The organism is Pseudarthrobacter sp. PH31-O2, from assembly GCF_030063265.1.
Lineage (GTDB): Bacteria > Actinomycetota > Actinomycetes > Actinomycetales > Micrococcaceae > Arthrobacter.
The window spans coordinates 232471-250073 of the sequence record NZ_JASIST010000003.1 but is presented as its reverse complement, the minus strand read 5'-3'; the positions used below and the strand labels follow the sequence as shown (position 1 = coordinate 250073).

The window sequence follows — 17603 nt, the reverse complement described above, 5'->3', positions numbered from 1 at the left end:
TACGACTGCGCTGGTGTTGGTCGCCGGCGTGCTGGTAATGATGGTTCAGTTCCTTTTTCCCTGGATGGCACAATTCACCCAGTTCACTGATTCAACGATTGGTTCAGCAAGGCACCCATGAGTACAACCAAGATTCTCGTCGTCGATAACTATGACAGCTTTGTATACACCCTGGTGGGGTACCTCCAGGAACTCGGTGCGGAGACGACAGTGGTCCGCAACGACGATGTCACCTTGGCTGAGGCGATCGATCTCGCGGAGGCCCGTGACGGCGTCCTCATCTCGCCGGGACCCGGAAACCCTGCCGGTGCGGGAGTCTGCATCGAACTGATCAAGTGGTGTGGAAGCCACAACAAAGCCATGCTTGGGGTCTGCTTGGGCCACCAGGCACTGGCCGAGGCCTATGGGGGAACTGTGACCCACGCCCCGGAACTTATGCACGGCAAAACGTCACTGGTGGAACACCACGGCGGCGGAGTGTTCGAGGGTCTGCCGTCCCCTTTTACAGCGACCCGATACCACTCCCTCGCCGCCGTCCGGGAGAGCATACCCGAGGTCCTGGAGATCACGGCGGAAACGGGGACGGGCGTTGTTATGGGGCTGCAACACCGCACCGCGCCCCTGTGTGGAGTGCAATTCCACCCCGAGTCCGTGCTCACCGAAGGAGGCTACCGAATGCTCGGGAACTGGCTTGAATCCCTTGGGATGGTCGGCGCCGCCCAGCGGGCTTCGGCGCTAAGCCCGCTGATCAAACACTAGGCGGAAAAACCGCGTAGGAATGCCCCGCTTTCCTTGGTGCTCTTGGTTGCCTTGGGGGTAGGCGTGGGAGTGGGACTTGGCGACGGCGGGGGCGGCGGCGCGGGCGCCTTGGCGACGGTAACGGTGACCGTTTTTCCCTGTTCTACGAGGGCGTCCGCCGGGTCGGCCTGTGCAGTGATTTTTCCCGGTTCAACTTGGGAGTTTTCGACTTCCGTGGCGCTCATGGCCAGGCCTAGCGCCTTCAGCGCCGCCTCTGCCTCGGCCCGGGGAAGTCCGACCAGTTGGGGAACCACAACCTTGCCGGTGGAGACGATAATTTCCACCGTGCTGCCGGCGGCCACATTCTGTCCGGGCGCAGGATTTGTGGTGATCACGAGCCCTGACGGGACGGTGGGGCTGTTGGCCATGGTGGTGCCGGGGGCCCCGGCGAGTCCCTTCTGGCGCAGCACGTCGCGGGCGGCGGCCTCCGTGCGTCCGGGCAGGTCAGCGGGGATGGTGATAACGCTGGGGCCTTCCGAGATGTTGAGGGTGATATCTGAGTTCGGGTCCAGGGGGCTGCCGACAGCCGGAACGGTGCCGATGGCAATTCCCTTGGTGATGGTCTCGTTCTGCATGTGTTTCAGCTGGGGTCTCAGCCCGGCGTTGTACAGCTTCTGGAGGGCCTCAGTTTCGGTCAGCGAGGTCACCGACGGCACCAGGACCTTGGCGACGGGCGGCGGAGCCTGGTTCATCAGGTTGTACAGCCACAGGCCACCCCCCGCGAGAACCAGGACGGTGACGATCATCAAAGCCGTGATCCACGTCCGGCGGCGCGACTTCTGGTGCCGGGTATGCTCCCGCTCGGGGGGAAGGACCAGCGGCAAACTGCCGGTGTCCGCGGCGCCATAGCTCACACCGGATGCCATCGGAGCGCCGTCATCATAAGCCGGCGATTCCAGTGCGGGCCGGAGCCTGCCGGTATGGGAGTCGTCCAGGAACCTCGCTCCGGTCACTGAGAAGGCAGCCGTCGGAGCGTTGTCCGGCGTCGGAATGGTGTCATTGGGATTGGTGGGCGCTTCGCTTGCCGGCGGTGCGGTGACCCCAACTCCGCTCCGGGCAGCCCGGAGGGCACGGCGGAAGGCTGCGGCATCCTGGAAGCGGTCCGCCCGGTTCTTTTGCAGCGCCTTCATCAGTACGCTGTCCAGTGCCTCGGAGACATCAGGATTCAGGCTGCTGGCCAGTTCCGGAATCTCCCGCACATGCTGGTAGGCAACAGAAACGGGGCTGTCGCCGATGAAAGGGGGCCGGCCGGCGAGCATCTCATAGAGCAGGCAGCCGGCAGAGTAGAGATCGCTGCGGGCATCCACGGTCTCGCCGCGGGCTTGTTCCGGCGAAAGGTACTGTGCGGTCCCCACAACGGCCTGTGTTTGCGTCATGGTCGCTGCCGAGTCCGCCATGGCGCGGGCAATTCCGAAATCCATCACTTTGACGCTGTTGGACTCCGGGCAGTACATCACATTGGCCGGTTTGATGTCGCGGTGCACAATTCCGGCCTTGTGGCTGTAGTCCAGGGCGGCGAGCACCCCCAGGGTGAAGTCAATCGCCTGGTCGATTCCGACGTCCTTGGACCGGATGAGGTCCCGGATCGTTTTTCCGGAAACGAACTCCATCACGATGTACGGCACCCGGACAGTGTCCTCGTGGTCGCCGGGGACGGAGTGGTCCCCGGTGTCATAGATGGCCACGATTGAGGGGTGGTTTAACGCGGCCACCGCCTGCGCTTCGCGTTTGAACCTGGCCTGGAACTGAGGGTCCCGGGCAAGGTCGGGGCGAAGCAGTTTGACCGCGACGGTGCGTCCCAATCGGGTGTCCACGCCGCGGAAAACGTCGGCCATGCCGCCACGGCCGATCAGCTCACCCAGCTCATAGCGCCCGCTGAGGACGCGCTGCGTGTTGACGGGGCCGCGGTCCTCCCGGTGCGATGGGGTGCGGGGTGAAGTGGACATGGTGGCCTACGTTCCCGTCGGACTTGGGGTAGCTGCCGCGGGGGCTGCTTTGGCCAGGTGGTAGGTCACGAGCGAGCCGGCGGGGACGCTGGCGCCGGACGCGGGCTCGGAACTGACGAAGGTGCCGGGAGCCTGCGTCTTGGTGGCCGGAGCGAGGTCAGCCCCCTTGGCCCAACGCAGGCCCGCACTTTCGATGGCCTGCTGCACGGCGGCTTCGCTGGCACCGGGCTGCAGGGTCGGGACCGTGGCGGGTGCCGGGCCCTTGGAGTAGCTCACTGTGATGGTTGTGCCCGATTGGACCCGTCCGGCCGGGTCAATTTGGACCACCGTTCCAGGGGTGGAATCGTCAAATACCTCGGCTCCGGTCACCACAAGGCCCAGTCCGATGAGTTCGCTGCGGACCTGGTTAAAGGGGCGGCCGAGATAGCTTTCCGGAATGAGGTTGATCCCGGCCGGAGTCGACTTTGTAGGCGTCGCGGAGCTGCTGGTGGGGCTCGCGCTTGAGGATGTGGGTGACGCGCTGGAGCTGCTCGGCTGTGCGCTGCTGCTGGTGGTGACCGCCGCGCTGCTGCTCGCCGGCGTCTTCGGGAAAAGGATCCCGGCCTGGGTCAGTACCACGCCCACCAAGGCGAACAGCACGAGCAGGATCAGCGCCACCAGCGGCCAGGTCCAGGGGCTGCGTCCGCGGTGCCCCGGTTCGTCGACGGGATCGTCGTAGTCGTCGTCCTCCTGGTCCCAGGTGCGTTCCGCGGCGAGAGCATCGGCGCGTGAGAGTGTGCTTCGGGCCCCGGCGGCGTCTGATCCGGCAGCAAACCCCGCTGCGGCACCGGCTGCGGCGGCGCCGACCACCGGCAGTGCCGAGGTGGCCGACGTCGTTCGGTCAGCCGCGCCGATGACACCCGTAGCCGCTGTGGGGACGTCTACCGGGGCGGTGATCGGGCCGGTCGCCGCCTCGAAGAGGAGCATGCCGGGAACCGCAGCGTGAGCTGCGGAGATGTCGCCGTTGCGGATGGCTTCGGCAGCCTCCGACAGCTTGAGCGCGTCGGCGGGACGGTTCTTGGGGTCCTTGGCCAGCATGGACATCAGCAGCGCGCGGACCGGCTTCGGCAGGGTCTCCGGAAGCGGCGGCGGCGCATCATTGACCTGGGCCAGTGCGATGGCGATCTGTGATTCGCCGGAGAACGGGCGGCGGCCGGTGAGGCACTCGTAGCCGATCACGCCGAGGGCATAGATGTCCGAGGCTCCGGTCGCGAGTTGGCCGGTAGCCTGCTCGGGGGCCAGATACTGGGCCGTTCCCATCACCTGTCCGGTCTGGGTGAGCGGGACCTGGTCTGCCAGCCGAGCGATGCCAAAGTCCGTGACCTTTACGCGCCCGTCCGGGGTGATGAGCAGGTTCCCAGGTTTGATATCACGGTGCACCAGGCCCTGGGTGTGCGCCATCGAGAGGGCGCGGGCGGTCTGGGCAATCATGGAAAGGGTGCGGTCCGGGGAAAGCACCTGTTCGTGTTCAATGATGCTGCTCAGCGGTTGGCCCGGAACGAGCTCCATCACGAGGTAGGCGGAGCCTTCTTCCTCGCCGTAGTCAAAGACGTTGGCGATGCCCACGTGGTTCAGCAGCGCCGTGTGCCGGGCCTCGGCCCGGAAGCGCTGGAGGAAACCGGGGTCCCCGGTGTACTCCTCCTTGAGCACCTTGATAGCGACGATGCGGCCAAGGATCAGATCTTTGGCTTTCCAGACTTCTCCCATGCCGCCGATCGCAATACGCGTCGTCAGCTGAAATCTGCCGCCGAGGGTGATTCCTGATGAAGGCCTCACTTATTCAACACCGCCTCAAAGATCTTCTTCGCATTCGGACTGGTTAGCTGTGCGCCGGTGGTGATGTCTACGCCTTCCATCACGATAGTGACAGCCACCTGCGGGTCATTCGCCGGGGCAAACCCGGTAAACCATGAATTGTTCAGGCCGTTGCCAAGCTCAGCGGTACCGGTCTTGCCGGCCACCTGGACACCGGGCACGGCGGCCGCGCGGGCAATGCCATCGCTGACGACACTGACCATCCACTCGTTGATCTGCCGGGCAATCTCCGACGAGGTGGAGGTGCGCAGCACCTGTGGCTTCGGCTCGCTCAATGGCCGCAGGTCCGGGGAACGCAAGGCCTTGATGAGGTTTGGTTGCATCTGTACCCCGCCGTTCGCGATCGCCGCTGTCATCTGGTTGATCTGAAGCGGAGTCGCCCGGACGTCCCGCTGGCCGATCGACGACTGCGCGAGGCTGGCGTCATCCAGTTTCTCCACGGGGAAGAAGCTGGGGGCGGAGTCCAGCTTCAGCTGGTCGCCAAATTCCTGCCCGAAACCGAATTTTTCGGCCTGGTCGACAATGGCTTGCTGTCCCAGGTCCAGGGCGATCTTGGCGAACGGGGTGTTGCAGGACTGCTGCAGTGCGAAGGCAAACGTGGCCGTGTCGCGGGAGTAGCAGTTGCCGCCGGCGTAGTTGGGCAACTTGTACTGGATGCCGGGAAAGGACATCTCAGCCGGATTCGGCAGAATGCTGTCCTTATTGTATTTTCCCGAGTTCAGGGCAGCCGCTGTGTCAACGATTTTGAACACCGAGCCCGGTGCCAGCAAGGCACCGGTTGGACCGCTGACGTTCTGGTTCAAGTTGATCCCGGGGACCTTGTTCAGCTCGGCCAAATTGGCTGCCTCGGCAGCCGGATCCTGGGTGGCGATCAGGTTCGGGTCGTAGGAGGGTTTGGAAACCATCGCTATGATCGCGCCGGTTTTCGGATTGGTCACCACAATCGAGCCGCGCTGTCCGTCCGGAATGAGGTCGTAGGCGAGCTTTTGGATGGCGGGATCCAGTGTGAGCTCAACGGAGGCGCCCTTGGGCTGGTTGCCCAGGAACAGTTGGCCGACACGGTCCAGGAACTGCTGGTCCGAGCTTCCAGCAAGCTCTTTGTTCATCGTTTTCTCCAACCCGGTCACGCCGAAGCTCCTGGAGAAGTAGCCGGTGATTCCGGCGTACTGCGGCGGTTGGGTGTAAGTGCGCTGGAATTTGCAGCTCCCCGCCGTCTCGACTGACTCCGCCACCGGGGTGCCGCCCACGATGATGGCGCCGCGGTCGTTGCAGTAATTCTGGAGCAGGGTGCGTTTGTTCCATGCATTGGCCTGCAATTCGTCCGCGCCGACGACCTGGACGTAGCTGAGGGCGCCGAAGATCAGGACGAACATCGCGATCGCCGCGATCCAGGAGCTGCGGATGGCTTGGTTCACAGCTTCACCGCCGCGGTCGGTGTGTCCGGGCTGGTCCGTCCGGTACCGGGCGCGGCGGCCGGCTTCGAAGGCATGGCAGGGGTGACTTTCTGTTGGTCGGGTTGTTCGCCGGGGGCCAGCGGGGTCGTATCGACCGGGCCGCGTGCCGTGTGCGAGATCATCAGCAACAGTCCAACGATGATCCAGTTGGCCAGCAGCGAAGAGCCGCCGGCGGCCAGGAAGGGAGTGGTGAGGCCGGTGAGGGGAATGAGCCGGGTGACGCCGCCAATCACGACGAAGCACTGCAGTGCAATCGCGAAGGACAGTCCGGTGGCCAGCAGCTTCCCGAACGCATCCCTCGTCCCCAGCGCAGCGCGGAAGCCGCGGGTGAAGAGCAACAGGTACATCAGCACGATCGCGAACAGGCCGATGAGTCCCAGTTCCTCACCGAAGGACGCGATAATCATGTCGCTGTTGGCGAATGGGACAAGATTGGGGCGCCCCTGGCCGAGGCCTGTGCCCACCAGGCCGCCGTTGGCCATACCGAACAAGCCCTCAACGATTTGCAGGCTGCCGCCAAACTCGCGGCCGTAGACCTCGTCCGTGAAGGCGTTGACCCAGCCGTCGATCCGCAGGGCCACGTGCGAGAAGACCCGGGACGCCACAAACCCGCCTGCAGCGAGCAGCCCGATCCCGATGATCACCCAGCTGATACGGCTCGTGGCGACATAGATCATCACGAGGAAAAGCCCGAAGAACAGGACTGAGGATCCCAGGTCCCGCTGAAAGATCAGCACGCCGATGCTCACGAGCCAGGCCGCCAGCATGGGGCCCATGTCCTTGAATCTGGGGAATTGGATGGGGCCGACTTTCCGGCCGGCCAACAGGATGAGATCCCGGTTGGAGGAAAGGTACCCTGCAAAGAATATTGCCAGCGTGATCTTCGCTATTTCACCGGGCTGGAAGGTCATCGAGCCAAATCTGATCCACACCCGGGCGCCCAGGATTTCACCGGCCGAGACTCCGGGAAGAAGCGGAAGGACCAACAGGAGCGCGCTGACGGCAAGCGAGATGTAGGTGAAACGGCGAAGGACCCGATGGTCCTTGAGGAACCAAATGACGGCGATCGAAACTGCCATGGCCACCAGCGTCCAGCGCAGCTGGTTGTTTCCAGTGTCTTCCCCGACCCTGTCGAGTCGGTGGATCATGGCGAGACCGAGTCCATTCAGGGCGATCACCAGCGGAAGAATAACCGGATCGGCATATTTCGCGCGGAGGCGCAGCACGATGTGGAATACGAAGGCAGCGGCCGCAAACAGGCTGGACTGGAACCAGAACTCCGTGTCAAATGCCTTCTGCTGGTCTGCGCCGACCAGTACGTTGGCGCCGATGCCGACGGCGAGGGCCAGGACAAGCAGGACCAGTTCAACATTCCGCCGGGGCTTTGGCGTGGACTCTATCGGTGTCATTTGGCACCCTCACAGCTCGGAGCGGTCGACGACGGTGCTGGCGTGGCGCTGCCGGCCCCGCCCGGACTCGCGGTATTTCCCGGAGCCGATGATGCATCTGGGCTAGCCGGCGCCGGAGATGGCGTGATGCACTCGTCTGCGGGGGCTGTGGTTCCGGTGCGCTCCAGGTTTTTGACGATCCGCTGGGCATCGTAGAGATCCCTGGCAGGCACAGTCTGTCGCACCCGCTGCTGGGAGAATTCCGGCAGATCCGACATCCTGACCTCGGTCACCGTTTCGAGCCTGGATAACTGGATGGGTCCCAGGCGTTGGGAGACCCCGTTGAAGATGGCTACATGCTGGTCCTGCTCGCCGATGTAGTACCGGGTCTGGGTCCAGGCGTAGCCCAGCCACAGACCGACGGCGAGCACTGCCAGGATGGCGGCGGCGATTGCGATCGTCACCCAGCGGCGCGGCCCTCCGTCCGGGCTGAACTCCTCGGCTTCTTCTTTGGCCTGTTCCGACTTGTGGGTCAGGACGGTCGCGGCCCGGCGCGCCATGGTGCGCCCGGCGATGGTGGGAATGGAGCCGGATTCGGCGGCGGTGGCTGCTGCCCCCACAAGCTCGTGCGGCCGGCCGGAGAGTTCCTCGCGGAGGACCTCCGCGGAAAGGTGCTCACCCAAGTGCGGATCGGTGGAGTTTTCCGGCTCTTCCTGCGGCCTGACCCTCTCTGCTGGGCTCGGTGCCCCGTCGGGGTCCTTCGGGGTACCCGTTGACGAGGCCGCGGATTTGGCCGCTGCGCCGACGGTGCTCCCGGTGGCCTGCCCGGCCCTTTCGGACCCGCCGGAGGCCACGATCGGGCTCGCTGGAGCCGGAACAACATCGACGGCGGCCGTCCGTACGTCGTCGGCGGTCTGTTCGACGATCTCCAGCATCACGACCGTCACATTGTCCGGGGCGCCTGCTTCGAGCGTGAGATCGACCAACAGTTCGGCGCATTCACGCAGATCCCGGGTCTCCCGGACCGTGCGTTCCACGACGTGGCCGGCCACGTAATTCAATCCGTCTGAGCAGAGCAGCCAGCGTTCGCCCGGCTCCACTTCGAGGGTGTCCAGGTCCAGCTCCGGGCTCGCGTCGACGTCACCGAGGACGCGCATCAGGACATTTTTATGCGGATGGGTTTCGGCCTCTTCGGGCCGGAGCCGACCTTCGTCGATGAGGCGCTGGACGAAGGTGTGGTCCACACTTACCTGCTCGTACTCACCGTTTCGAAGCCGGTAGGCGCGTGAGTCGCCAATGTGGGCGAAGTGGAGTTTGCCTTCAGCCAGCAGGAGGGCAGTGACGGTGGTGCCCATACCGGCCAATTTGGGATCAATGTGAACGAGTTCGGAGAGCAGCGAGTTGGCAGTCTGGATCTCGTCCGCCAGTATGGTGCCCGCGTCGCCGTGGTAGTCGTCGCTATCCAGATGGATCATGTCCAGGACCGTTGCGGCCGAGGCGACATCACCTCCGGCGTGTCCGCCCATACCGTCGGCAACGACGGCGAGGTGGCGGCCAACGTAGGCGGAGTCGTCGTTTTTTCCGCGCACCCTGCCGACGTCGGAACGCGCGGCATAGCGCATGATCAGTGGCCGCTTTGAGGCGGGTGCCTTGCCTGCGGGAAGTTCGGTGGCAGCCATGGCTATGGCCTCAATTCAATGACCGTCTTGCCGATTCTCACGGGGACACCCAACTCGACGGGCAGTGCCCGGGTGAGCTGCTGATCGGCCAGATAGGTACCGTTTGTCGAGCCAAGGTCTTCAATGAACCAGCGGCTGCCCTGCGGGAACAAGCGCGCGTGGCGTCCCGAGGCATAGTCATCCTCCAACACAAGGGTGGCTTCCTGGGCCCGGCCCAGCAGGATGGGGCTTGCCGCCAACTGGATCGTTGTGCCCTTGAGCGGACCCTCCGTGACGATCAGTTGGCGGGGCTGCTGTTTGGCGGGGGTGGCTGGCTCGGCGAGGGCCGGGTTTTTCCGCACCTGCCGCGCCGTCGGGGCGCCGGCCGCTGCCTTGCGGCCGATCATAAGATCGCGACGCATGGCGGCAACGATGCTGAAGATCAGCACCCAGAGGAGCAGGAGGAAACCGAAGCGCAGGGCGGTGATCGTCAGTTCGCTCACCGGCGGCCACCTGGGTTGGCGGGCAAAAGGCGGAAGATGATTTTGGTCCGTCCCATAGTGATTGTGGTGCCGTCGGTGAGTTCCGAGGACCCCACGACCTTGTGGCCGTTGACGTAGCTGCCGTTGGTGGAGCCCAGATCGACTGCCTGGGCGGTCCCCGGCCCCGTCCGGATTTCCAGGTGGCGGCGGGAAACGCCGGTGTCGTCGATGAGGATGTCCGCTTCGGAAGAACGTCCCAAAACGATCGACGGGGCGTTCAGCGAGTACCGCTGCCCGTCGATGTCCAGGACCGGCTGCATCCGAGAGGGCTGGCGCGTCGGTGCGGCCGGCATGCCGCCGTGCCCCGCCGGCTGCGGGGCAGAGGGGGACTTTTCGGTCCGCGACGTGATTTCGAAGGCTCCGGCGCGGCGTTCCTCATCACGGCGGAAACTGATCCGGACAGGGCCCTGGAGGGTGTACCCCTGGCTGCGCACGTGGTTGATCACAACATCGCACAGTTCTTCGGCAAGGGGAGTGCCCCATTCCTGCGCCCGCTCGAAGTCGGAGTCGCTGAGGAGTACGTCAAAGACGTTGGGAGCAAGGGTCCGCCCGGCGGCGATGGTGATGGCCTTGTTGTCCACCTGGCGGCGGAGGTGGCTGGCAATCTCGACCGGCTCAACCTGGGCGCGGGAACCGGTGGAGAAGACCCCGCGGACGGCCTTTTCGATGCCGCGCTCGACTTTGTCCAGCAATCCCATGGTCCTTCTCCTTTCGTGACGACTGCAGGGCAGTATTCTGTCCGGAACTCGGTTTCCCGCATCGGCGGGAGCCCGCTGGTAACGGGCACTCCTAATCAGATACTACTGGGCGAGTCTGGAAATGGCCTTAATGCGGGCCACCGCTGCGTGCCAGGGAAAATACCTCGGAGCCCTTCTGACGTGCGCTGACACCTGCTTGATCCGACCGGCACGAAGATCTCCATTTCTCCGCGGCGGCCGCATCCCGAGTGCCGTCCGGAGCCGGATTCCGGGTGCGGCGGGTGACTGAAGTCTTCCCTAGCAGGCCCCTTCGGCTCCTCCGGGGTCCCCCTCCGGGGGTCGATTGGCCTTTTCCCGCTCTTGTCCGTTATGCTTGATCTCGCTGCTTTCACGAGGTTGGCGGTCCGGATTCCGGGCCCGGATTAGGTGGAAGAAGTTGCGCGCGAGTGGCGGAACGGCAGACGCGCTGGCTTCAGGTGCCAGTGTCCGAAAGGGCGTGGGGGTTCAAATCCCCCCTCGCGCACGCACTAGAACCCCGGTCTTCGGACCGGGGTTCTTTTTTTGTGCGCTCCCGGGCCCTTCGGACGGCCGGACCCGGACGGCTAGACCCGCAGCGCGCCGAAACCGGTGACAAGCGTGTCGAGTCCCAGCTCAAATGCGGCGTCGGCCTGATTCGCGTGCCCTTGCTCGGCCAGGCGAGCCACGGCTTCCGTGAAATTCGGTGTCGAGGCAGCCATTCGGCCGGAGTCAAAAATGTCCGCGGGTGCAGTGACGTCATACGCCGAGCCGAAAATGAAGGATTCCAGGGCGACAATTGCGGAAATAATCCGCTCCTGCGGGAAACCGGCCCGGCCGAATCCGGCGCTGACGGCCTCGTACATGGCGAGGGTCTTGGGCGCGTCGGTGACCGGGAGCACTGCAATCACCGGGATCAGGGGGGTGTGCTGGGAGAAAACGTTCCGGTAGCTCCAGGCCCACCTGCGGACGGCTCTGTCCCACGGTTCGGCGTCGAAGGCTGACACGTCAACGAAGGACGTGAGATGGTCCTGGACCAGGACCAGTACGTCCTGTTTGGACGAGACGTGGTTGTACAAGGCCGACGGAGCGACGTTGAGCGTCCGCGCCAATGCGGCCATGGTAAATCCGCCGTAGCCGCTCTTGCCGATGAGCTGAAGCGCCGCCACGGTGATGACGTCCTGATCGAGCACGGCGGCAGCAGGCCGGCCAGCCCTGCGGCGGGGTTTTGCGCCCTGGCGGTGCGGTTCTGCGGGGGCACTGGTTGATGCCGGCATTCCTGGCCTTTCTGCTGTGGGGCGGTTCTCCCATTCTGCCCTTACTTTTCGTCCGAGTTTTCTTCGCGTGAAGGTCTTCCCTAGCGCACCCGATGGGTCTATAGTCGAGTCTAAATGAATGGCATTCATTTAGTGGGCCGCATCACTTCGCGGCCACGGAGAGGACATCATGCTGGAACTTGACCGCGACGTCGTTATTGTCGGAGCAGGGCCCGCCGGGCTGACCGCAGCCCGTGAACTGAAAAAGGCCGGCCTAAGCGTGGCCGTGCTGGAAGCGCGCGACCGCGTAGGCGGCCGCACCTGGACCGACACCATCGATGGCGCCATGCTGGAAATCGGTGGCCAGTGGGTCTCCCCGGATCAGACCGAACTGCTGGCTCTCCTCGACGAGCTGGGCCTCCAAACGTATTCCCGCTACCGCGACGGCGAGTCCGTCTATATCGGCTCCGACGGTAAGCGCACCCTCTATTCGGGGGCTACCTTCCCGGTCAGCGCGAGGACCGCGACCGAAATGGATAAGCTCACGGCACTGCTGGACTCTCTCGCCGCCGAGATTGGCCCCACCGAGCCGTGGGCGCATCCCAAGGCCCGAGAGTTGGACACCATCTCCTTCCACCACTGGCTGCGGGAGAACTCCACGGATGAGGAAGCCTGCAACAATATCGGCCTCTTTATTGCCGGTGGCATGCTGACCAAGCCGGCCCACGCTTTTTCGGCCCTGCAGGCGGTGCTGATGGCTGCCTCCGCAGGATCCTTCAGCCACCTCACCGATGAGGACTTTATCCTCGACAAGCGCGTCGTTGGGGGAATGCAGCAGGTCTCGGTCCTGATGGCCGCCGAACTGGGGAACGACGTTGTATTGGACAGCCCGGTGCGCACCGTCAACTGGAGCGCGGACGCGGGCGGGGAGCAGCGTGTCACCGCCGTATCGGACCGTGCCACCGTGAACGCGCGGTTCGTTATTATGGCCGTCCCGCCCAACCTGTACTCCCGGGTCTCGTTCAATCCGCCGCTGCCGCGCCGCCAGCACCAGATGCACCAGCACCAGTCGCTGGGACTGGTGATCAAGGTCCATGCCGTCTACAGCACCCCGTTCTGGCGCGAGGACGGACTCTCCGGAACCTGCTTCGGTGCCGGCGCCCTAGTCCAGGAGGTCTACGACAACACCAACCACGAGGACCCCCGCGGCACCCTGGTCGGCTTTATCTCGGATGAGAAGGCCGACGCCATGTTCGAGCTCAGCGCCGAGGAACGCCGCCGCACCATCCTCGAATCGATCGCCGGCTTCCTGGGGGACAAAGCCCTCGAACCGGAGGTCTACTACGAGTCGGACTGGGGGTCCGAGGAGTGGACGCGCGGCGCCTATGCTTCCAGCTACGACCTGGGTGGACTGCATCGCTACGGAAAGGACCAGCACGCACCCGTTGGTCCTATCTACTGGTCCTCCTCCGACCTCGCCGCTGAGGGCTACCAGCATGTCGACGGCGCAGTCCGGATGGGGCGCCACACGGCGGCCCGGATCGTCGCGGCGGCAGACCGCGCGTCTGTCTCCGCCAATTAGCACTTTTTTACGGCCCAGCCCGCGCAACCCTCCAGAAAGGACCGGCCAGATGCGTTATGTAGTGGGATATTCAGCCAATGCGAGAGGCCACGATGCCATTAACCTGGCCATCTCGCTGGCCCGGGGCCGCGGTGCCAGCCTGGATTTGGTGCTGGCGGTGCCCGAAATCCAGCAGGGAGCCGCCGCCCATGCACCCAAGGCCGGTTTCGAGACGCTGCTGAACGAACAGGCACAACAATGGCTCGACGAGGCCCTTGCCCTCGTTCCGGCGGACGTCCCGGCGCGGGCCCATATCCGCAGCGGAGATTCCGACGCCCGAACGCTGATCCAGGCGGCGGAGGAGTTGGGGGCCGACGTCCTCGTGATCGGGGCCACCAGCAACGGGCTTTTTAAGCGATTTACCATCGGGTCGGTAGCTAGCGCGCTGCTCCACGCATCGACCGTTCCGGTGGCCTTGGCCCCCCGCGGCTACCACCGGACGGAGGCCCTGGGCCGGATCAGTTGTGGACTCGGCACCCGGACGGGGGCGGAGAAGCTGCTCGACTTTGCCATCGGCATGGCAGCGAACCGGTCCGTGCCGCTGCGGGTGGTGTCGTTACTCGCCCTTGACGGCGGCGACTCGGCAGAGTCGGCCAAGGCCGCCCGCGAGTACGCCGAAAAGACTGTCGCGGACGCCGCGCCGGCCAGCCCGTCCGGTGACCCGCTCTCGGCCACCACGGATGTGGTCGTTGCGCAGGGCCGGAGCATCGAAGAGGCCGTGGACGGCCTCGACTGGGAGGACGGGGAGATCCTGGTCATCGGCTCAAGCCGGCTGGCCCACCCGCGGTCCATATTTCTGGGCAGCACAGCGAACCGCATCCTGCGCGCCCTTCCGGTGCCGATGTTTGTGGTACCCAGCGGCTACGAACTCAAGCACCAGAACCATTCAACGTTGAATGACACCTCCGGAGAGGCCCCATCATGAGCACCGAACACGCGACGGCCAAGACCGCGCACGATACGCACGCAGGACTCAGTGCCAAGGGCCTGAAAGCCGGATCGGTGGGACTGATCGGCGCCGTCGTTATTGGCGTTTCCTGTATTGCCCCGGCCTACACCTTGACCGCCGCCCTCGGGCCCACTGTCGCCGAGGTCGGCGTGCAGTTGCCGGCCATCTTCCTGGTGGGGTTCTTTCCGATGCTGCTCGTCGCATTCGGCTACCGGGAGCTGAACAACGCGATGCCCGACGCCGGCACGTCCTTCACCTGGGCCTCGCGTGCCTTCGGTCCATGGATCGGTTGGATGGGCGGCTGGGGACTGATCGCCGCGACGATCATTGTGTTGTCCAACCTGGCGGCCGTTGCCGTTGACTTCTTCTACCTCATGCTGGCCCAGGTGTTCAGCAATCCCGATCTGGCTGACCTGACCCTGAACCTGCCCGTGAACATCGCCACCACGCTGGTGTTCATCGCGCTGGCCTGCTGGATCTCTTACCGCGGCATGGAAACGACGAAGGGTGTCCAGTACGTGCTCGTCGCGTTCCAGCTCTTTGTGCTCGGCTGGTTCGCCATCGCCGCTTTCAGCCACGTCGCCAACGGCACAGCCTTTGACGCCACGGCGATCACCCCCGACTGGTTCAACCCGTTTGCCGTTGGCTCCTTCTCGGCTTTCGCCGCCGGCGTCTCGCTCTCGATCTTCATCTACTGGGGCTGGGACGTCACCTTGACCATGAACGAGGAAACCCGCAACCCGGAGAAGACCCCGGGCCGTGCGGCCACCGTCACAGTGCTGGTCATCGTGATCATCTACATGACTGTGGCCCTTGCGACACTGTCTTTCGCCGGCGTCGGAGAGGAAGGCCTGGGTGCCGGAAACCCCGAGAACCAGGGAAGTATCTTCGCTGTCCTCGCCGGACCGGTGATGGGCCCGTTCGCGATCCTGATGTCCCTGTCCATCCTGAGCAGCTCGGCTGCGTCCTTGCAGTCCACGTTCGTTTCCCCGGCACGAACGCTGCTGGCGATGGGCCATTACCAGGCGCTGCCGGCGAAATTCGGCAAGATCAGTCCCACGTTCAAGTCTCCGAGCTACGCCACGATTGCCGCCGCCATCGCGGCCGCGGCGTTCTACGTGGTCACCCGGACCACCTCCGAGAATGCGCTGTGGGACACCATCACCGCCCTGGGCATGATGATCTGCTTCTACTACGGCATCACGGCTCTGGCCTGCGTCTGGTTCTTCCGGAGCGAGGCGTTCAAGGGGGCGCACTCGTTCTTCTTCAAATTCCTCTCCCCGTTGCTGGGCGGAATTATCCTTCTGGTGATGTTCCTCAAGACCGCGTATGACTCCATGGACCCGGCGTACGGTTCCGGTTCATCGGTCGGCGGAATCGGCCTCGTGTTCATCCTGGGCATGGGCGTGATCCTGCTGGGCGTGGTCCTGATGCTGGTTATGTCCAAGCTCCGCCCGGAGTTCTTCAAGGGCAAGGTCCTGTCCAAGGGATACTGAGCCCGGCAGTCAACACCGGAAAGGTCCTCCTGCCGGCAGTTGTTGATAAGTAAGCACACTTACCAATAGGCTGTCGAAAGGGGGACCTTCCCCCGTTCGGAACCTGAACGAGGTGAGAGCATGTCGGACGCAGAAAACATCAGCAAAGTTACGGACATCATCAACGATTCGCGGATCGGAATGTTCACCACAGTTAATAACGAGGGCGCATTGGTCAGCCGGCCGCTTGCCGTCCAGGACGTGTTGGAGGACGGGGATATGTGGTTCTTCACCTCCGCCACCACCTCCCAGGTAGCCCACGTCCGGGCGCATCCGGCCGTCAACGTCTCCTTCGGCAAGGGGACGGAATGGGTGTCCGTGGCCGGAACGGCCGAGGTTGTTACGGACCCGACGAAGATCCATGGGCTCTGGAACCAGATGGTCGAGGCCTGGTTCCCGGACGGTCCGGATACCCCCGACGTGGTGCTGCTGCATGTCGATTCGGACTCTGCCGAGTACTGGACCAGCCCTGGCGGGACGGCCGCGACTGTACTCCAATGGGTTAAGTCCAAGGTTATGCACAACCGGATGAGCGTGGGCGAAAGCGGCACTGTGGAGCTGTAATACTGGTCCGCTTGCAGCGGAGCGTTGCCGCGCGCGGGTGAGTTGCCGGCGGCGTCAGCCGAGCACGGGATCCGCCGTCACCAAGGCGGCGGTGCGGACCGGGGCCGTCTGTTGCACCCCGGCGGCGCGTTCGGCCTCGGCGAGGGCTTGTTCCAGGCGAGCGACAGCCGGGGCGTAACCGGGATCGGTTCCGCCCCGGAGCAGCTCTGCTGCCTTGATGGCCCGGATCAGGACAGCCGTCTCCGGTTGCCGCGGGTCACTCATGGCGGGGTAATCGATGCAATGCGCGGGGTCGAGTTCGTAGCGTTGCCAGCGTGCCAGGGCGCCGCGGTGCCGGGCGGCAGCGAGTTCGTTGCGGCCAGCAGTCACCCGGGCGAAGCGGCGGGCCGCCGTCTTTTCGACGATCCCGGGCGTCCCCAGGTAGCTGGCGGCAGCCGCGGCGGCGGCGAGAATGGCGAGCAGGAGCCCGGCCCAAGGTGCCGCCAGGGCGGGGAGGATTACCGCCGGAACGGCGACGGCGAGCCCGGCGAAAGCATCCCAGAAAACGGCATCCGGCAGGCCATCCTCTGCGGCCTTGTGCTTGCGGACCAGGTAGACCGAGGCTCCCGCAGCGATCACCACAACGGCGGCCAGCGCCAGGAATTGCCATAACGCGAACGGGGCGGACAAGAACGGTGACGCCATTCCAACACCTCCAGGGATTCGGCCCGGTGCGGGCGCGGTTCCACTGATTCCATTGGAGTCCATGGACGGCGGGCCGTCAATGGTCAGCTGGGGGCCGAGGGTGTCAGTTTTTCGACGACGGTTGCGGGGACTTTATCCGGCCTCACCGGGACTGAGCATGCCCCGCCGCCTTCAGCGGCTATTCGGCCGAGTTGCGTGCGGTTTTGGTGTCCTTCTTCGCGGCTTCATCCTTGACCCGCTGGGCTTCGGCGCGGACGGCGGCGTGGGTGGAGCGTTCGGCGACCAGCCAAGCCGGGGGCGCCTGCAGCAGCGCGGTGATCTCCGCCGTCGTCAACGCCTCCTCGACGCCGCCGCGGGCCAGGCCGCTGATGGAGACGTTAAGCTTCTGGGCGACCACCGGGCGGGGATGCGGGCCGTTGCGGCGAAGTTCCGCGAGCCACTCCGGCGGGGTGGCCTGGAGCTCGGCGAAATCGGCGCGGCTGATAACCGAATCCTGGAACTCCTGGGGTGTTGCGGGCAGGTAGATGCCAAGCTTCTTGGCAACGGTGGCCGGCTTCATGGACTGGGAGTTTGCAGAGGTCATGGTTCAAGGGTATCCGGCCAGAGCGGGAGCAGGCACCGGCACTGAACCCTGACACCCG

15 protein-coding genes and 1 tRNA gene are annotated in these 17603 nt (G+C 64.7%); 6 read left to right on the top strand and 10 right to left on the bottom strand.

Annotated features, from left to right (window positions below; all coding sequences use genetic code 11):
- Window positions 1–117 precede the first annotated feature (117 nt).
- Window positions 118–759 carry an anthranilate synthase component II gene (locus QMG72_RS07125; protein ID WP_283480138.1) on the top strand — a complete coding sequence of 214 codons (642 nt, stop codon included), beginning with the start codon at window positions 118–120 and terminating at the stop codon, window positions 757–759.
- Here QMG72_RS07125 and pknB read toward each other — a convergent pair.
- From pknB to QMG72_RS07090, 7 genes are read right to left on the bottom strand one after another with little or no spacing between them, the layout of a single operon-like run.
- Window positions 756–2744, bottom strand: a complete 1989-nt coding sequence (gene pknB, locus QMG72_RS07120) for a Stk1 family PASTA domain-containing Ser/Thr kinase (protein WP_283480132.1) — start codon at window positions 2742–2744, stop codon at window positions 756–758. The two genes, QMG72_RS07125 and pknB, sit on opposite strands and share 4 nt — an antisense overlap.
- A 6-nt stretch (window positions 2745–2750) precedes the next feature.
- Complete coding sequence (locus tag QMG72_RS07115; RefSeq protein ID WP_253031626.1) at window positions 2751–4559, bottom strand: protein kinase domain-containing protein; 1809 nt, start codon at window positions 4557–4559, stop codon at window positions 2751–2753.
- Window positions 4556–6013: a peptidoglycan D,D-transpeptidase FtsI family protein gene (locus QMG72_RS07110; protein ID WP_226775543.1), complete on the bottom strand. Its 1458-nt coding sequence runs from the start codon at window positions 6011–6013 to the stop codon at window positions 4556–4558. Before QMG72_RS07110 ends, QMG72_RS07115 begins: the two co-directional genes overlap by 4 nt.
- Window positions 6010–7461: an FtsW/RodA/SpoVE family cell cycle protein gene (locus tag QMG72_RS07105; protein WP_283480129.1), complete on the bottom strand. Its 1452-nt coding sequence runs from the start codon at window positions 7459–7461 to the stop codon at window positions 6010–6012. The genes QMG72_RS07110 and QMG72_RS07105 overlap by 4 nt, the downstream gene beginning before the upstream one ends.
- The gene (locus QMG72_RS07100; protein ID WP_283480128.1) at window positions 7458–9119 is read right to left on the bottom strand and encodes a PP2C family protein-serine/threonine phosphatase; all 1662 of its coding nucleotides are present in this window, start codon (window positions 9117–9119) and stop codon (window positions 7458–7460) included. Before QMG72_RS07100 ends, QMG72_RS07105 begins: the two co-directional genes overlap by 4 nt.
- A 2-nt stretch (window positions 9120–9121) precedes the next feature.
- Window positions 9122–9601, bottom strand: coding sequence for an FHA domain-containing protein FhaB/FipA (locus tag QMG72_RS07095; RefSeq protein WP_282360059.1), 480 nt, complete (start codon window positions 9599–9601; stop codon window positions 9122–9124).
- Window positions 9598–10338: an FHA domain-containing protein gene (locus QMG72_RS07090; protein ID WP_283480127.1), complete on the bottom strand. Its 741-nt coding sequence runs from the start codon at window positions 10336–10338 to the stop codon at window positions 9598–9600. Before QMG72_RS07090 ends, QMG72_RS07095 begins: the two co-directional genes overlap by 4 nt.
- 440 nt (window positions 10339–10778) lie before the next feature.
- On the opposite strand from QMG72_RS07090, the gene QMG72_RS07085 reads away from it, so the two are divergent.
- Window positions 10779–10861: transfer RNA gene (locus tag QMG72_RS07085), tRNA-Leu, on the top strand.
- 79 nt (window positions 10862–10940) lie between these two features.
- Here QMG72_RS07085 and QMG72_RS07080 read toward each other — a convergent pair.
- On the bottom strand, window positions 10941–11630 hold the full coding sequence (locus tag QMG72_RS07080; RefSeq protein ID WP_282360061.1) for a TetR/AcrR family transcriptional regulator: 690 nt from the start codon (window positions 11628–11630) through the stop codon (window positions 10941–10943).
- A gap of 169 nt (window positions 11631–11799) precedes the next feature.
- Between QMG72_RS07080 and QMG72_RS07075 the strand changes: the two genes are divergently transcribed.
- The 4 genes from QMG72_RS07075 to QMG72_RS07060 all read left to right on the top strand — a co-directional run bounded on the left by QMG72_RS07075 (window position 11800) and on the right by QMG72_RS07060 (window position 16278).
- On the top strand, window positions 11800–13191 hold the full coding sequence (locus QMG72_RS07075; protein WP_282360062.1) for a flavin monoamine oxidase family protein: 1392 nt from the start codon (window positions 11800–11802) through the stop codon (window positions 13189–13191).
- 49 nt (window positions 13192–13240) lie between these two features.
- Window positions 13241–14155 carry a universal stress protein gene (locus QMG72_RS07070; RefSeq protein ID WP_282360063.1) on the top strand — a complete coding sequence of 305 codons (915 nt, stop codon included), beginning with the start codon at window positions 13241–13243 and terminating at the stop codon, window positions 14153–14155.
- Window positions 14152–15675: an APC family permease gene (locus QMG72_RS07065; RefSeq protein WP_282360064.1), complete on the top strand. Its 1524-nt coding sequence runs from the start codon at window positions 14152–14154 to the stop codon at window positions 15673–15675. The genes QMG72_RS07070 and QMG72_RS07065 overlap by 4 nt, the downstream gene beginning before the upstream one ends.
- 120 nt (window positions 15676–15795) lie before the next feature.
- Entirely contained in the window at window positions 15796–16278 is a 483-nt protein-coding gene (locus QMG72_RS07060; protein ID WP_282360065.1) for a pyridoxamine 5'-phosphate oxidase family protein, read from the top strand.
- A gap of 54 nt (window positions 16279–16332) precedes the next feature.
- On the opposite strand, the gene QMG72_RS07055 is transcribed toward QMG72_RS07060, so the two are convergent.
- A complete protein-coding gene (locus tag QMG72_RS07055; RefSeq protein WP_282360066.1) occupies window positions 16333–16962 on the bottom strand; it encodes a hypothetical protein in 630 nt (209 codons plus the stop codon).
- Between the two features lie 178 nt (window positions 16963–17140).
- A complete protein-coding gene (locus tag QMG72_RS07050; protein WP_282360068.1) occupies window positions 17141–17545 on the bottom strand; it encodes a DUF5997 family protein in 405 nt (134 codons plus the stop codon).
- Between the last annotated feature and the right edge of the window lie 58 nt (window positions 17546–17603).

Bases quoted from the DNA above. Each gene is read 5' to 3' on its own strand.
- pknB (WP_283480132.1), bottom strand. From the start codon at position 2,744: ATGTCCACTTCACCCCGCACCCCATCGCACCGGGAGGACCGCGGCCCC.
- QMG72_RS07060 (WP_282360065.1), top strand. From the start codon at position 15,796: ATGTCGGACGCAGAAAACATCAGCAAAGTTACGGACATCATCAACGAT.
- QMG72_RS07055 (WP_282360066.1), bottom strand. From the start codon at position 16,962: ATGGCGTCACCGTTCTTGTCCGCCCCGTTCGCGTTATGGCAATTCCTG.
- QMG72_RS07075 (WP_282360062.1), top strand. From the start codon at position 11,800: ATGCTGGAACTTGACCGCGACGTCGTTATTGTCGGAGCAGGGCCCGCC.
- QMG72_RS07070 (WP_282360063.1), top strand. From the start codon at position 13,241: ATGCGTTATGTAGTGGGATATTCAGCCAATGCGAGAGGCCACGATGCC.
- QMG72_RS07125 (WP_283480138.1), top strand. From the start codon at position 118: ATGAGTACAACCAAGATTCTCGTCGTCGATAACTATGACAGCTTTGTA.
- QMG72_RS07050 (WP_282360068.1), bottom strand. From the start codon at position 17,545: ATGACCTCTGCAAACTCCCAGTCCATGAAGCCGGCCACCGTTGCCAAG.
- QMG72_RS07105 (WP_283480129.1), bottom strand. From the start codon at position 7,461: ATGACACCGATAGAGTCCACGCCAAAGCCCCGGCGGAATGTTGAACTG.
- QMG72_RS07090 (WP_283480127.1), bottom strand. From the start codon at position 10,338: ATGGGATTGCTGGACAAAGTCGAGCGCGGCATCGAAAAGGCCGTCCGC.
- QMG72_RS07080 (WP_282360061.1), bottom strand. From the start codon at position 11,630: ATGCCGGCATCAACCAGTGCCCCCGCAGAACCGCACCGCCAGGGCGCA.
- QMG72_RS07065 (WP_282360064.1), top strand. From the start codon at position 14,152: ATGAGCACCGAACACGCGACGGCCAAGACCGCGCACGATACGCACGCA.
- QMG72_RS07100 (WP_283480128.1), bottom strand. From the start codon at position 9,119: ATGGCTGCCACCGAACTTCCCGCAGGCAAGGCACCCGCCTCAAAGCGG.